The 14439-nt window shown below is 36.7% G+C and carries 17 protein-coding genes; 5 read left to right on the forward strand and 12 right to left on the reverse strand.

Going from position 1 to position 14439, the window contains the following annotated elements; all coding sequences use genetic code 11:
• Positions 1–5: 5 nt before the first annotated feature.
• The 6 genes from J1905_RS02520 to J1905_RS02545 all read right to left on the reverse strand — a co-directional run bounded on the left by J1905_RS02520 (position 6) and on the right by J1905_RS02545 (position 4524).
• Entirely contained in the window at positions 6–416 is a 411-nt protein-coding gene (locus tag J1905_RS02520; RefSeq protein WP_214225585.1) for a cytochrome c maturation protein CcmE domain-containing protein, read from the reverse strand.
• Between the two features lie 158 nt (positions 417–574).
• Positions 575–1234, reverse strand: coding sequence for a peptide-methionine (S)-S-oxide reductase MsrA (gene msrA / locus J1905_RS02525; RefSeq protein WP_214225586.1), 660 nt, complete (start codon positions 1232–1234; stop codon positions 575–577).
• A gap of 128 nt (positions 1235–1362) precedes the next feature.
• Positions 1363–2784, reverse strand: a complete 1422-nt coding sequence (locus tag J1905_RS02530; protein WP_214225587.1) for a Glu/Leu/Phe/Val family dehydrogenase — start codon at positions 2782–2784, stop codon at positions 1363–1365.
• Positions 2785–2933: 149 nt separating this feature from the next.
• The gene (locus tag J1905_RS02535; protein WP_172660721.1) at positions 2934–3152 is read right to left on the reverse strand and encodes a CcmD family protein; all 219 of its coding nucleotides are present in this window, start codon (positions 3150–3152) and stop codon (positions 2934–2936) included.
• 1 nt (position 3153) lies between these two features.
• Positions 3154–3813, reverse strand: coding sequence for a cytochrome c biogenesis protein CcsA (ccsA, locus tag J1905_RS02540; protein ID WP_214225588.1), 660 nt, complete (start codon positions 3811–3813; stop codon positions 3154–3156).
• A gap of 51 nt (positions 3814–3864) precedes the next feature.
• Positions 3865–4524, reverse strand: coding sequence for a heme exporter protein CcmB (locus J1905_RS02545; protein ID WP_173092602.1), 660 nt, complete (start codon positions 4522–4524; stop codon positions 3865–3867).
• Positions 4525–4588: 64 nt separating this feature from the next.
• On the opposite strand from J1905_RS02545, the gene J1905_RS02550 reads away from it, so the two are divergent.
• Positions 4589–5140: a DUF421 domain-containing protein gene (locus J1905_RS02550; RefSeq protein ID WP_250317968.1), complete on the forward strand. Its 552-nt coding sequence runs from the start codon at positions 4589–4591 to the stop codon at positions 5138–5140.
• Positions 5141–5153: 13 nt separating this feature from the next.
• Here the strand turns inward: J1905_RS02550 and J1905_RS02555 are convergent, their stop codons facing one another.
• Genes J1905_RS02555 through J1905_RS02570 form a run of 4 tightly spaced genes read right to left on the reverse strand, consistent with a single transcriptional unit; the run spans position 5154 to position 7518 of the window.
• Positions 5154–5567: a hypothetical protein gene (locus J1905_RS02555; protein ID WP_214225589.1), complete on the reverse strand. Its 414-nt coding sequence runs from the start codon at positions 5565–5567 to the stop codon at positions 5154–5156.
• Positions 5568–5572: 5 nt separating this feature from the next.
• On the reverse strand, positions 5573–5908 hold the full coding sequence (gene gldC, locus J1905_RS02560; protein ID WP_048904276.1) for a gliding motility protein GldC: 336 nt from the start codon (positions 5906–5908) through the stop codon (positions 5573–5575).
• Positions 5908–6186, reverse strand: a complete 279-nt coding sequence (locus J1905_RS02565) for a hypothetical protein (protein WP_214225590.1) — start codon at positions 6184–6186, stop codon at positions 5908–5910. Before J1905_RS02565 ends, gldC begins: the two co-directional genes overlap by 1 nt.
• A gap of 9 nt (positions 6187–6195) precedes the next feature.
• On the reverse strand, positions 6196–7518 hold the full coding sequence (locus J1905_RS02570; RefSeq protein ID WP_214225591.1) for a DEAD/DEAH box helicase: 1323 nt from the start codon (positions 7516–7518) through the stop codon (positions 6196–6198).
• Positions 7519–7639: 121 nt separating this feature from the next.
• On the opposite strand from J1905_RS02570, the gene J1905_RS02575 reads away from it, so the two are divergent.
• The 4 genes from J1905_RS02575 (at position 7640) to J1905_RS02590 (ending at position 12921) form a co-directional block, all read left to right on the forward strand.
• Positions 7640–8974, forward strand: a complete 1335-nt coding sequence (locus J1905_RS02575; RefSeq protein WP_214225592.1) for a dihydroorotase — start codon at positions 7640–7642, stop codon at positions 8972–8974.
• Positions 8974–10050, forward strand: coding sequence for a DUF3810 domain-containing protein (locus J1905_RS02580; protein WP_214225593.1), 1077 nt, complete (start codon positions 8974–8976; stop codon positions 10048–10050). The genes J1905_RS02575 and J1905_RS02580 overlap by 1 nt, the downstream gene beginning before the upstream one ends.
• A gap of 82 nt (positions 10051–10132) precedes the next feature.
• On the forward strand, positions 10133–12022 hold the full coding sequence (dnaK, locus tag J1905_RS02585) for a molecular chaperone DnaK (RefSeq protein ID WP_214225594.1): 1890 nt from the start codon (positions 10133–10135) through the stop codon (positions 12020–12022).
• Positions 12023–12057: 35 nt separating this feature from the next.
• The gene (locus tag J1905_RS02590) at positions 12058–12921 is read left to right on the forward strand and encodes a zinc dependent phospholipase C family protein (RefSeq protein WP_214225595.1); all 864 of its coding nucleotides are present in this window, start codon (positions 12058–12060) and stop codon (positions 12919–12921) included.
• 5 nt (positions 12922–12926) lie between these two features.
• Here the strand turns inward: J1905_RS02590 and J1905_RS02595 are convergent, their stop codons facing one another.
• Both J1905_RS02595 and J1905_RS02600 read right to left on the reverse strand, forming a co-directional pair.
• On the reverse strand, positions 12927–13619 hold the full coding sequence (locus J1905_RS02595) for a DedA family protein (RefSeq protein WP_214225596.1): 693 nt from the start codon (positions 13617–13619) through the stop codon (positions 12927–12929).
• Between the two features lie 81 nt (positions 13620–13700).
• Entirely contained in the window at positions 13701–14378 is a 678-nt protein-coding gene (locus tag J1905_RS02600; RefSeq protein ID WP_214225597.1) for a DUF4397 domain-containing protein, read from the reverse strand.
• Positions 14379–14439: the final 61 nt, after the last annotated feature.

Consider the following 14439-nt stretch of genomic DNA (forward strand, 5'->3'; position numbering starts at 1 on the left):
TAAGATTAATTGTATTTTTCCACTGTACCGTCCTTCTTGATCTCAACTAGATCGTTATTATATTTAGATGGACATTTCATGAGTATTTTAGAAGCGTAGAAGGTATCATCTTTCATTTTACCGATTAACACCAACTTTTCAGAGCGTTCAAAATCCTGAGGTTTTGTTCCGTTATAAACAACTTTATTAACACTACCTTTTTGGTCCTTCATGTAAAAAGCAAAGTGGTTGGCATCTTTTTTAGCATCGTAGTAAGTGCCCTTTTCTTTTTCCCAGTAACCCATTACGTGAAATTCCTTAGGATCTTTTGCAGCTTCAGTAAATGTAGAATAGCTATTTGTATCTGCATTTAGGCTAACTAAAAAGCCTACACATATCGCTATCGTAATTAAACCAACAATTGCACTTTTTCTCATGGTCGTAATAAAAATTAATTGAACCCTACAAAGATAAAAAATATAAGCACCTAAAGACCTTTAGCACTGTCCAATTCGGTATGATGACAGTTTATTGATAGTTCTCTGACAAAAAATGAGATTATCAATGGATTAAACATAAAAAAGGCTTCTATTTTTTAGTCTTTGTATTCCGATTTTATGAGATAAGGCATAGTTTTTCTGAGTTTTAGCACCTTTTTACGGGAAACATTTCGAATATATTGATCCCAGCTATTCTTCCTGTAATAATCCTGATGTTCAGTTTCGGCCGGATATATTATTTTAAACGGAACAACTTCGGTTACTACAGGCCTATTGTAACCATTCACTGAGTCAATTTTACTAATTAAGTTTTGAATTATTATTCGTTCTGAGTGTGTTCGATAAAAAGCGATCGAACGATAATCAGAGCCCAGGTCTGGACCTTGCCCATTCTCTTGAGTAGGATCATGGGAATTAAAGAATGCTTCAGTTAGCTTCTCAAAGCTAATTATTTTAGGGTCGTAGTAGACCTGAACTGATTCGGCATGTCCAGTTGTTTTAGACAAAACCTCATCGTAATTTGGATTTGCTTTGGTGCCACCTGAATAACCACTGATTACTTTATTTACACCTTTTAACTCCAGCATACATTCTTGCATTGCCCAAAAACAACCTCCGGCGTATGTTGCCACAGCTTCTCCTTTTTTCGCATCTGTTATTACAGCAAACCCATCTTTCGTTTCTAATTTTTGTACATCATTACAGGCACAGAAAAAGGTAGTAAGTAGTATAAAAAAGATCACCTTAACTTTCATAATCAAACTTTATGCAATATACGTGCACAATATCATTTTGATTTTCGTACCAGCTTTAATAGCAAACAGATGACAAAAAAATCCGTATCACTTGATGTGATACGGATTAAAATACGTCTTTTTAAGCCCTATGGCCAAATACCAAGGTTCATATAAGAAACCGCGATTTTATCTATTGAACCAACAAAAGCAGCTGTTCTCAATGTTTGAATACCAGGCTTAGTGGCTAAACTCTCTCTGATTTCATGGTATGAATGAATCATTGTGTCTTCCAGTCCTGAATTTACAAGATCAAGTTCTGATGCTCCTTTAACAATCATCAAACGATTCTCAGCAGGAATTTTCTTACCTGTAAGATTCTCTAATGTATTGATCAGGTTTGCATTGGAATTTTCAGCATAACGGTTTTCCATACGACCAAACGCTACGTGAGAAAGGTTTTTCAACCATTCGAAATAAGAAACGGTTACACCACCAGCATTGCAATACATATCAGGGATAATGATACCACCCATTTCAGTAAATATCTCTTCGGCTTCTGGAGTAGTTGGTCCGTTTGCACCTTCAGCAATAATTCTTGCTTTAATATTACGGATGTTATTTACTGTGAGCTGGTTCTCTAAAGCTGCCGGAACAAGAATATCACATGGTTGCTCTAATCCTTCCATTGAATTTTTGAAGTCCGTAGCTCCCGGGAATCCTAAAATAGACCCTGTATTTTTGCGATGAGCAAAAACCTCATCAATATTTAAACCATTTGCATTGTAAATAGCCCCTTCAAACTCGCAAAGACCAACAATTGTTGCTCCAAACTCTGAAAGAAATTTAGCCGAGTGGTAACCCACGTTTCCTAAACCTTGTACAATAACACGTTTATCACCTAAACCAGCTTTAAAGCCAATCTTTTGCATATCCTCGGCAACATTAACACACTCCTTAACTGCATATGCAACACCACGACCAGTAGCTTCTTTACGTCCACGGATACCATGCAAAGCGATTGGTTTTCCGGTTACACAACCTAAAGCATCCAACTGTCCCGGATTCATAGTCATATAAGTATCTGCAATCCAACTCATTTCACGCTCGCCAGATCCATAATCAGGAGCAGGAACATCAATACCGGGACCAATAAAATTCTTCTTTATCAACTCTGTGGTGTAGCGACGAGTTATAGTTTCCAACTCGGCTACAGAGTAGTTTTTAGGATTGATGCAAATACCACCTTTTGCCCCACCAAAAGGAACATTTACAATTGCACATTTATAAGTCATCAGGGCAGCTAAAGCCATCACCTCATCTTCATTTACCATTTCACTGTAACGGATACCACCCTTGGTTGGGCTCATGTGATGAGAGTGTTCTACACGCCATGCATCAATAACTTCAAATCCATTTCCTCTTCTAATTGGGAACTGGAAACGATACACACTGTTACAGGCTTTAATCTGATTTAATAGTCCCTCGGGATGGGAAGTGAACTTCGCTGCACTGTCAAAATTTTTGCACACGTCGGCAAAAAAATTTGTCTCATTTGCTGAATTAGCCATTATTTGTTTTTTATGAATTTTGAATAAGTTCTCAGTTATGAGTACAAAATTGCACTAAAAAAAACGATTAATACAAATGAAGATTTACTTAGTGTATCGTGCACACTAGCCCTAAAAAGACATAAAAACGACGATTAGGCGTTTTAAAATTAGTTTTTATCGGAAGATTTCTTTTCTATTTTTTTTAATCTTTTATCTAGCGAGAATAGATAAATCAACAAACCAACAAGAATTATGACAATGCAGATCACAACAACATATATCTTTCCGTTACTGCGTAAAGCATCAGCCATCTCCACATCATTGGATTGAGCAAACAATTGCACTGAACTTAATAACAGCATTAAAGCAAATATGATCTTCTTCATCTTATGAGTTTTGTTTGTTTTCTATTGTACGGATTCTGAATCTAATGGTATAAATCCAATAGCCAATTATTGACCAACCAATAAAAGCCGGATATAAAACAGCGCGCATACGGCTGTCTAAATCATAACTATTAAAACCTGGATTACCCCCATTTCCGGGATGTAGAGAGTCAGATAAACGAGGTAATACCATTATGAGTACCACCATCATCGGAAACGCAAAAATATTGTATATGGCCGATATTTTAGCTCTTTTTTGTTGCTCATCTATAGCATTTCTTAGAACCAGATAAGCAAAATATAAAAGTATAGCTACTGCTGTAAAGTTCTGTTTCACATCAAAGCTCCAAAACTGCCCCCAGGTAAACTTAGCCCAAACTGCACCTGTTACTAAGCCAAGTATACTAAAAACGATCCCCACATTTACACTTTCTACCGCTCTGATATCATCGGCTTCTTTTCCGTATAACAAGTTTTTAATACTGTAGAATACTGAAATTGAGAACAAGGTAAGCATGGCAAACCACATAGGTACGTGAAAATACAGGTTACGTATTGTTTCATTTAATATAGCTAAATGAGGTACACCTAAAAGTAATCCTGCAATGGCGGTATATATAACTAATACCGACCCTAAAATTTTCCACCAAAGTTTGTTCATTATATAGGCTTAATTGTAACAAAGGTAATAACTGGCCTGTGCATTTCCCACTTAATCTCTCCATAGATATGGAAAAAGTAGTAAGGTTACTGCAGCAACCAGGGCATTTATGATTAAAAGCAAACCAATTTCATCCAAACTTACGCTTCTGTCCAGTCCATCTATTGCATTTTTTGTCAATTTTATCAGCACAATCAGCACCGGTATAATAACTGGGAAGCTCAATATTGCCATCAACATACCGCCATTACCTGCTTTTGAGGCAATTGCCGAGATCATTGTAAAAATGGTTGAAAAACTTAAGCTACCCAATACAGTTGCAACGATGTAAAGTCCAAGATCCTGAGGCACATAATCAAATACCATCATGTAAAAAAACAATGCAATAAGGGTAAGCAGCATCATTAATAGCACATTATAGATTGTTTTTGAAATGATGAGTGCTAATGGGCTTGCTATGGTATAAATGTACAGCTGCTGACCTTTACTTTCATGTAAAAACCCTTTCGAAACTGCATTTATAGAGGCAAAGAGCATGATAATCCAAAACAATGCATTCCAGGTAACCGGAACAATACTGACAAAAGACAGGAAACAAACAAAAACGGTTGATACTACATAAAGCAGAACGCCATTAAGTGCATATTTCGAGCGCCATTCCAGCAGTACCTCTTTCTTAATTAAATATTTTACCTGGTGTAGTAATTGCATGCTGTGGCAAAGATAATTTTTAATCGCTTATTTTCGAGCTATATGAATGTTTTGTAAACTAAATATGAATATTATTGTAGTAGAAAATGAATCCCAAGCTATGAATGAGTATTTAGATATCATATTAAGGAGTCTTGCAGTTTATGCATTTATGCTTGTCGCCATTCGCTTAACCGGCAAAAAGGAGCTCTCACAGCTTAATACCACCGATGTTGTATTGATTTTACTCATCAGTAATGCTGTTCAAAACGCTATGGTAGGCAACAATACAAGCCTTTGGGGAGGATTGGTTGCCGCAGCAGTATTGTTTGCTTTAAACTTCGCTTTAAAGAAACTCATGTTTAAAAGCAAAAGGCTGAGAGATCTTATCTCCCAGCATCCTGAAATCCTTATCCATAATGGCAAATTAAATTTCGACAAGCTTGGCAAGCTGGATATTACCAACGAGGAACTTGAAGAAGCCATGAGGGAACATGGAATTGAAAAATATAAAGATGTAAAACTTGCTATCCTTGAAGTAGATGGAAACATCAGCATCATCAGTGGTGATGAAACACTGAAACATACCCAATTTAAAAGAAAAAGAAAACACAAATCACTTGGCGATTTGAACTAACCCGCTCTTTTACCTATTTAACTTCAGCAACTTCACTCACCATAATAACCTTTGGTTTTCTTACGGTAATTAAAATAAATGCTCCGGCAGCAATAACATACCAACCCCATTTATACTTTACCATACCTGCACCAAAATTGATTAGCTTGGTAAAATGAAGAAAGCTAAATGAATCGTGTGCTTTAAAATAAATACCGGCCAAAGTAATCAGCACTAACACAATTCCGCCCCAACCAGCAAGTTTTATAAGTCCGGCTTTATTTGCAAACGCACCTATTAATCCAATTACTACCAGTAGATAAAAAGCAATGGCTAACCGCTGGTCAATATCAAAATAATTCCAGTTACCAATAATTGGAATACGCATAAGCGGACACATCCCTCCTACGGCCATAATTACTGACCCTATAATTCCTTGCAGTCTCATTTTACTTATCCCTGAGTGTTGATTCCCATTTTATCCGCAAAATGTGCGCAATAATCACGCAAATCTTCAACTATAAGCGTTTCTCCGGTAGCCTTTAAAAAACTATCCCCCATAGTTTGTAGTGTTTCATAAAAAAAACGCTTCATCTCATCAACTGGCATATCTTTAGTCCAAAGGTCAATACGCATTGAGTTTTTATAGTTATGATCCCATAATGCAAGCATCATAGACTTAACCGGAACTTGTTCCTGAGTTTGTGCATCTGTAGATTCCCAAAGGATATTATCAGGAACATTATTATCGTCTAATTGAACGGTGATTTTAATTTCTGCTTGCTTCATTAACTTATACTAGCTTTTATTATAAATATTAAAATGGTGATGAAAATAACTAACATGCCTTCTACAACCCATAGTTTTTTGATGTTTAAAATAAACCTTCTAAAAATTTGATCGGAGATGAAAGCAACAATTGCGGTTAAAAAACTAAATCCTGCCAAAATCCCAGTAATATCTACATATTTAGGATTCCCCTCTTCTTTCTTATTTATCAGCAGTAGCACAGCGATAACCAGACAAATGGCAGAAACAATATTAAGGGGTGTCAGTTTTACTTTCAATGTCTTTAACTATTTTTTGAATTTCTTCTTTTTCCACGCAGGCTGCTTATTTGTTTTATTTCTTGCAGCGGCTGCAATTGCGGCAGCATGTTTTTTCTCATGAAAAGCACCTTTAAAATCAGGGTCTTCTTTACGCTTTTGATCGTCAATAGCACGATTTATGGCCTGTTTTTCCTCATAAGGTGTTTCTTCCACAAAAACTTCCGGTGGTAAAGGTACAACAGGGATCTCCTGTCTTATTAATTTTTGTATTTTCTCAATGTAATATTTTTCGGCAGGCGTATAAAAAGTAAGTGCATCTCCTTTAGAATATGCTCTTCCAGTACGGCCAATTCTATGTACATAATCTTCAATAATGATTGGTACATCAAAATTAATTACATGACTTACTTCCGAAACATCTATACCTCTTGATGCCACATCGGTTGCTACCAATACTCTGATATTACCTTCTTTAAAATTATTTATGGAGTTAATCCTCGTATTCTGACCTTTATTAGCATGGATTACCCTAACAGCCTCTGCTCCAAACCTACGCTCAATAAAACTAAAAATATTATCGGCTACAGTTTTTGTTTTACAGAAAATGATAAGTCTTTTAAACTCCTCATCATTTTTCATTAAGTGCTGTAGCAAGTTAATCTTCGTTTTGAAGTTTGGTACTTCGTACAAAGTTTGTGTAACCGTTGCTGCCGGCGTTGCCTGCTCTGCTACCTCAATTATAGTTGGGTGCTTTAAAAAGTCCCCAGCAATCTTTTGTACAAGATTACTCATTGTAGCCGAAAACAAAAGGTTTTGTCTTTTGCGGGGTACAACCTCTAAAATTCTATGAATAGAGCCGATAAAGCCCATATCCATCATTTTATCTGCCTCATCAAGCACCAAAAACTTTAGGTATTGGGTATTGATATGTCCTGCCAGATAAATATCTAAAAATCTCCCTGGGGTAGCAACGATTATATCAACACCGGCTTTAATTTGTTCAATCTGAGTTTTAGGCCCAAGTCCTCCATAAACAACAACAGTACGCAGATCTGTATATTTAGAAAAGATCTGGATATGTTCAGTAATCTGCATTGCAAGCTCTCTTGTTGGAGCTAATATTAATGCACGTGCAGAATCACCCTGTGCATATTTCAATTGCATCAAAATAGGCAACACATAGGCCGCAGTTTTACCGGTTCCGGTTTCGGCAATACCGAAAATATCCTGACCGGATAATACAGGTGCTATTGCTTTTTCTTGTATTGGAGTTGCAACAGTAAATCCGGCATCGGCAACAGCATTTAAAATCTGTCGATTTAGGTTAAACTCTTCGAATTTTTTGGGCATTCGGCAAAAATAGTCAAAATTTATTTACTGACCTGTGGTTTTTAACTGGCACATTATTCTGACTTCTGTTTTTATTGTGAGCATAGCGGCATCAAAGAAATTTTTATTTAAGTTTGACACCATGAATACCATACTGATAAAAGCTGCTTCAATTGTAAATGAAGGCCGAATAGTAGTCGCCGACGTACTCATCAAGGCTGGGTTTATTGAAAAAATTGCACCTAACATTGATGAACCTGCCGATCAGGAAATCAATGCGGAAGGATTACATCTCTTTCCTGGAATGATAGATGACCAAGTCCATTTCAGAGAACCAGGGCTTACTGACAAGGCAGATATTTTTTCTGAAAGTATGGCTGCAGTAGCTGGTGGGATTACTTCCTTTATGGAAATGCCCAATACAATTCCAAACACATTAACGCAGGAATTACTTGCAGATAAGTATCAGATTGCAGCCGAAATGTCGCTTGCCAACTACTCCTTTTTTATGGGTGCATCAAATACCAATATTGAAGAAGTACTAAAAACTGATCCTAAAAATGTTTGTGGAATTAAAGTTTTTATGGGTTCTTCAACCGGCAATATGCTTGTTGACAATGAAACGGTCCTAGAAAACATTTTCAAAGAAGCTCCAATGTTGGTAGCAACTCATTGTGAGGATGAGGCAACCATACGAGCTAATATGGCCTTATACAAAGAAAAGTATGGCGAGAACATCACTATTGATATGCATCCGCTTATCAGAAGTGCCGAGGCTTGTTATATTTCTTCGTCGATGGCTATTGAACTTGCAAAAAAGCATGGAACACGCCTACACATTTTACACATATCAACTGGCCGAGAGGTTGCGTTATTTGACAACATAACTCCTTTAAAGGATAAGAAAATCACAGCAGAAGCCTGCATTCATCATCTATGGTTTGATGACAAGGATTACGCTACCAAAGGAAACTGGATAAAATGGAACCCTGCTGTAAAAACAGCGGAAGATAAAGATGCCATTCTAAAAGGAGTACTTGACAATTACATCGATGTTATAGCTACTGACCATGCCCCACATACCATTCCTGAAAAGGAACAATCTTACCTGAAAGCTCCATCTGGCGGTCCATTAGTACAACATGCATTGCCTGCTTTATTTGAAATGTATCATCAAAAAAAGATCACCTTAGAAAAGATAGCTGAAAAAACGGCACACAATGTTGCTACTTGTTTCAATATCGACAAAAGAGGTTTCATCAGAGAAGGCTATTGGGCAGATCTTGTTTTAGTAAACTTGAATGATCCATTTAAAGTAACCAGACAAAATGTGCTTTACAAATGTGGTTGGTCGCCTTTTGAAGGCCAAACATTCCAGGCAGAAGTAACCCACACCTTTGTGTCGGGTAACCTTGCTTATCAAAAAGGACGATTCATGACTAGAGAAAACGGAAAAAGATTAACCTTTAATAGGTAATGAATGCAGCTTATAAACCTGAAATACGAAAGTTTGTTATCCTGTTATCTCTTTCAGTAATTGTATTTTTAGCTGGCTTTTTTAGCCAGCTTATTGAAAATATTTACTCAGAAGGGATTTACCAGGTTAGCTCAGTTGTTCAGCGTTTTATAAGTTCATTAGTTCCTTTTGCGCTTGGCGATTTTCTTTATTTGCTACTAATTCTTTTTGTTCTCAGAAGCTTATTCCTATTCTATAAAAAGATAGTAGCCAAATCATTAAAAAGAGGAGATCGGGTAAGAGTACCATTACAGATACTCAACTTTATTCTTATTCTTTATTTACTCTTTAAAATCCTTTGGGGCTTAAACTATTCGCGCCCTTCTGTTTCTAAACAACTAGGCATAAGCGATGAGAAATACAATACTACCGAACTGGTTTTGCTTGGAAAATTTTTCATTAACAAACTGAATCATCTCCAGAAAGTCAAAAAAACCAGGTACAGTATTACTGAATTAGAGACTAAAGCTAAAGCCGGATATAATAAAATGGAGCAAACAAACTCCATTTTCAAATACCGTAGTCCTGCTGTAAAGCCTGTTTTAAACAGTTGGGTAGTTACTAAAATTGGTATTGAAGGATATTACAACCCACTTTCGGGAGAGGCCAATGTAAATACCAGACTGCCTTCAATTTCATTGCCTTTTGTTACTTGTCATGAAATAGCTCATCAGCTTGGCATCGGTCGCGAGGATGAGGCAAATCTTATCGGCTATTTGGTTGCCTCAAACAGTACCGATCCTATTTTTCAATATTCAGCATCTTATGCAATGTTAAAAAGCATCCTTTTTGAGGTCAGAATTAAATCTCAGGAAGATTATGATGCTCTTTATGCCACCATTAATACACGCACGATACAGGACTTCAAAAACGATCGTGATTTTTGGCGCAAGTATAATAACGAGATGTTTGGATACCTTGATGTTGCTTTCGACAGGCTCTTAAAGCTTAACAACCAACAGAAAGGCACAGATAGCTATCAGGACATTGTTCTTTGGCTTTATAATATCCATAAAAAGGAACTGCGAAATCAATAAAAGGTCATAAAAACTTCATTAGCCACAAACAAATTCATTCTAATTAAGAATTACCTTAAAACATTCCTAAATTTGCCAAACTATGGCAAAAATATCCATCAACCTGGCAACAGGCTCATTGCAACAAGAAGAGATCATCGTTGGAATTGATTTAGGAACAACTAACAGTCTGGTTGCCTTTATCGATCCGGACAAAAACCCGAAAGTAATAAATGACACTGGCAAAGGTTTACTGGTTCCTTCTGTTGTACACTTTAATGCACAAGGTGACGCTTTAGTAGGTAATGATGCCAAAGAGTTTTTAATTACCGATCCTTCAAACACCATATTTTCGGTTAAACGTTTACTTGGAAGGTCATACAAAGATGTAGCCAGTCATCAGGATACATTCTCCTATAAAATAATTGATGATGAGAACGATTCTCTGGTAAAAATTAAGGCCGGCAACAAATTCTACACACCAATTGAATTATCTGCAGAGATTTTAAAAGAGCTTAAGGCAAGAGCTGAACACGCGCTTAAAACACCTGTAAACAGAGCGGTAATTACTGTTCCAGCATATTTTAACGATAGTCAGAGACAAGCAACCCGCGATGCAGGTAAACTTGCAGGCCTTGATGTTCTAAGAATTGTAAACGAGCCTACCGCGGCTAGTTTAGCATATGGATTAGGTCTGGATCCTACTCAACAAAAAACCATAGCTGTTTATGACTTAGGTGGCGGAACCTTCGATGTTTCTATACTTTCTATTCAAAATGGAATATTTGAGGTATTATCAACTAATGGCAATACCTTTTTAGGTGGCGACGATTTTGACCGTGCAATAGTTCATTATTGGATAGAAAAAAACAAATTAAACAAAGAAGACCTTGCTGCTGATTCAAGCTTAATGCAAGCCTTAAGGTTAAAAGCGGAAGAAGCTAAAAAAGCTTTAACCACTCAAAACCTGTTTAATGAAAAACTCGCCTATGGTGAGCTCAACCAAGTTAAACTTGACGAAATCTGGTGTTCTATAGATAAACAAACTTTTGAGCAATTGATTGCAGCTAAAGTTGAAGAAACCATAACCTCATGTAAGCAAGCTTTAAGCGATGCTAAATTAACCATAGAAAACATTGATGAAGTAGTACTTGTTGGAGGCTCTACCCGGACTCCATATGTTAAAAAACAGGTTGCTGATTTCTTTGGCCGTACCCCTCATGATCAGATCAACCCTGATGAAGTAGTTGCCTTAGGAGCAGCAATACAGGCTGATATCCTTGCTGGAAACAGATCTGACATACTTTTACTTGATGTAACTCCTTTATCATTAGGAATTGAAACAATGGGTGGCTTAATGGATGTAATTATTCCAAGAAATGCTAAGGTTCCTACAAAAGCAGGCAGACAATATACTACATCAATTGACGGACAGGTAAACATGAAAATCTCTGTATTTCAGGGAGAGCGTGATCTTGTTCAGGAAAACAGAAAACTAGCTGAGTTTGACCTTAAGGGTATTCCATCTATGCCGGCCGGCTTACCTAAAGTAGACATCAATTTCCTTTTAAACGCTGATGGCATTTTAACCGTACAGGCTATTGAATTACGCTCTGGTGTAAAACAAGAAATAGACATTACACCTAGTTATGGCCTTACCGATGAAACTGTTGAAAAAATGTTGATTGACAGTATTACTCATGCAAAAAGTGATGTAGAGCAGAGAATGTTGATTGAAGCCAGAAGTGAAGGTGAACAATTGACATACACTGCTGAACGTTTCATTGAAAAACATGGAACTTTCCTTACAGCCGACGAAATCTCAAACACTAATATTCATATCGCTGCACTAAAAGAAGCACTGGCTAAGGCAGATAAAGATGAAATTCTTAAGAAAGCCGACGAATTAAATGAATTTACGCGCCCATTTGCTGAACGTGTTATGGATGTAGCTGTTTCTTCTGCAATGAAAGGGAAAAGCATAGACAAATAACCACTTTAAAGGTTTCTTTATATAGTTTTACGGGAATGAAATACACTTTTATTTCCGTAATGCTTGTTACAGCATTAATGCTGTTCAGTTCCTGGGGCTTCTTTGCCCACATTAAAATTAACGAACTTGCAGTTTTTACACTCCCCTCTGGTATTAGTCGATTCTATAAGGCTAACATACAGTATATCTCTGAACATGCAGTTGACCCTGATAAACGTAGATATGCCGATACAGCAGAGGCTCCCCGGCACTATCTTGATGTTGAATTGTATGAGCAGAATATTGATAGTATTCCGCGTAAATGGAATGATGCAGTTGAAAAGTACGGCTCTGAACAATTGACTAAGAATGGTATCCTTCCATGGCAAATTCAAAGAAGCTATTATAAACTTGTAAATGCCCTTAAAAGCAGGGATTCTTTAAAAATCCTAATCTATTCCGCATATCTGGGACATTATATTGCCGATGCTCATGTACCTTTGCATACTACACAAAACCATAACGGCCAACTAACTAATCAGGTTGGTATTCATGCTTTTTGGGAGAGCAGGCTCCCTGAGCTATTTTCTCAGGATTATAACTATCTGGTAGGAAAAGCAAAGTACATTGAAAATCCGCTTACTGAAACATGGAATATAATAACTCATACACATAGCCTGGTAGATTCTGTTTTAGTACTGGAGGCTGATTTAAATAACACATTTCCAGGATACAGGAAATATAGCTTTTCAGAAAGAAACAATCAGGTGCTTAAACAATACTCTGTAGAATATGCCACAGCCTACCATAACATGATGAACAATATGGTTGAAAAACAAATGAAATCTGCTATACTAACTATTGGCTCATTCTGGTACACTGCGTGGGTTGACGCAGGTCAACCCTCACTAGAAAACTAGCTTTACTACGCTATTTTATCAGTTTGCTCTTCCACAGCAGCTTCTTGTTTTACTTCTTTCTTTTTAAACTTAGATTTTAAAGCAGCAAAAACAGCAGGAAAGAAAGTAACTACAGCAATCACCACGATTACGATATCAAAATTGTTTTTAACTATTGGTATTTGCCCCAATAAAAAACCCGCAAGTAACAAACTAGCTATCCAGGCTACACCACCAATGATATTAAAGAACGTAAATCTTCCGAAAGGCATTTTAGCAACACCGGCAACAAAAGGAGCTATTGTTCTAAAAATAGGTAAGAAGCGACTAAAAATGATGGCTTTACCGCCATGCTTTTCAAAAAAGATATGTGATTGATTGTAATATTCGAGTTTCAATATTTTGTTACTCTCCTTAAACACCTTCACTCCAAAATAGCTACCCAGTTTATAATTCAAGGAATTACCTGCAATAGCAGCTATAATTAATAGAATTAACATCACCCAAATGCTCAAGCCGGTGTTACCACCTGCAATTAAAGCACCTATTGCGAATAACAACGAATCGCCCGGTAAAAATGGGGTAACTACAAAACCTGTTTCGGCAAAAATGATTAAGAAAAGAATGGCGTATGTCCAGTTCTGATAATCTCTAATGATCTCCTCCAGATGCTTATCAATGTGAAGAAGAAAGTCTATTAAGAAAGTGAAAAATTCCAAGTTTTATAAATTAAGCCCAAAAATAAAAATATCATGGCAATAACCATGATATTTTTAAACTTAGTAATGTCATTTAATTAATTAGTAGTTTGTAATAATGTGTCCCGTCAACTCGTTTGCAGTCGCACCATCAATCCATATTGTATAGTTTTTATCTGCAAGAAAGTCTCCGCCAATCTCAGGTGAGGTAGTAACACCAGTGGCTTTAAATGTAAACTTGGTATCTGGATCTACATCAATATAAGATGAAGCAGTTCCAAACGCTAGCCCAGTCAAAAGATCCTTAGTTGCCGACACAATTGAAACGGAATTGCCTAAAAGATAGTTTAAATGAATAAACCTAATCCTTGCTTTGCCTGGAACCAATGATGGCTTTAGATCATCATTAATTATAGTTGCTACAAGAGACTCTTGAAGTGTAGTCGGATTTTTTACTTTAAAATAAAAAGTAGTTGCATGAATACCGATTGGAACACCTACAGCTTGTGTAGCAGCATTAGCTGTAGTAGCATTGATATCAGCAAATGCAAATTGGCTACTTCCAGAAGTTACCGTAATGTATGGAGTAGATTCACCATAAGCAATTGCTGCATCACTTTTCTTAGTCCCATTTAAATAAAACTGTTGTGCTGTTGATCCTCTTACTGCATTAACTGCCTTAACATATGCATCTCCAACAGGCTCTGGTTTTGGCGCCTTAAAACAGGAACTTAAAAAGAGAATGCCTAGAGTTAGACTTAAAAAGAATGATTTTTTCATAGTAGTATTTTTAAACTTAAAACAATTCTAATCTAAACAGCAATGACTTGGTCAAAAACCA

Source organism: Pedobacter sp. B4-66 (genome assembly GCF_018492665.1).
Lineage (GTDB): Bacteria > Bacteroidota > Bacteroidia > Sphingobacteriales > Sphingobacteriaceae > Pedobacter.

Bases quoted from the DNA above. Each gene is read 5' to 3' on its own strand.
- J1905_RS02520 (WP_214225585.1), bottom strand. From the start codon at position 416: ATGAGAAAAAGTGCAATTGTTGGTTTAATTACGATAGCGATATGTGTA.
- msrA (WP_214225586.1), bottom strand. From the start codon at position 1,234: ATGAAAGTTAAGGTGATCTTTTTTATACTACTTACTACCTTTTTCTGT.
- J1905_RS02530 (WP_214225587.1), bottom strand. From the start codon at position 2,784: ATGGCTAATTCAGCAAATGAGACAAATTTTTTTGCCGACGTGTGCAAA.
- J1905_RS02535 (WP_172660721.1), bottom strand. From the start codon at position 3,152: ATGAAGAAGATCATATTTGCTTTAATGCTGTTATTAAGTTCAGTGCAA.
- ccsA (WP_214225588.1), bottom strand. From the start codon at position 3,813: ATGAACAAACTTTGGTGGAAAATTTTAGGGTCGGTATTAGTTATATAT.
- J1905_RS02545 (WP_173092602.1), bottom strand. From the start codon at position 4,524: ATGCAATTACTACACCAGGTAAAATATTTAATTAAGAAAGAGGTACTG.
- J1905_RS02550 (WP_250317968.1), top strand. From the start codon at position 4,589: ATGAATATTATTGTAGTAGAAAATGAATCCCAAGCTATGAATGAGTAT.
- J1905_RS02555 (WP_214225589.1), bottom strand. From the start codon at position 5,567: ATGAGACTGCAAGGAATTATAGGGTCAGTAATTATGGCCGTAGGAGGG.
- gldC (WP_048904276.1), bottom strand. From the start codon at position 5,908: ATGAAGCAAGCAGAAATTAAAATCACCGTTCAATTAGACGATAATAAT.
- J1905_RS02570 (WP_214225591.1), bottom strand. From the start codon at position 7,518: ATGCCCAAAAAATTCGAAGAGTTTAACCTAAATCGACAGATTTTAAAT.
- J1905_RS02575 (WP_214225592.1), top strand. From the start codon at position 7,640: ATGAATACCATACTGATAAAAGCTGCTTCAATTGTAAATGAAGGCCGA.
- J1905_RS02580 (WP_214225593.1), top strand. From the start codon at position 8,974: ATGAATGCAGCTTATAAACCTGAAATACGAAAGTTTGTTATCCTGTTA.
- dnaK (WP_214225594.1), top strand. From the start codon at position 10,133: ATGGCAAAAATATCCATCAACCTGGCAACAGGCTCATTGCAACAAGAA.
- J1905_RS02590 (WP_214225595.1), top strand. From the start codon at position 12,058: ATGAAATACACTTTTATTTCCGTAATGCTTGTTACAGCATTAATGCTG.
- J1905_RS02600 (WP_214225597.1), bottom strand. From the start codon at position 14,378: ATGAAAAAATCATTCTTTTTAAGTCTAACTCTAGGCATTCTCTTTTTA.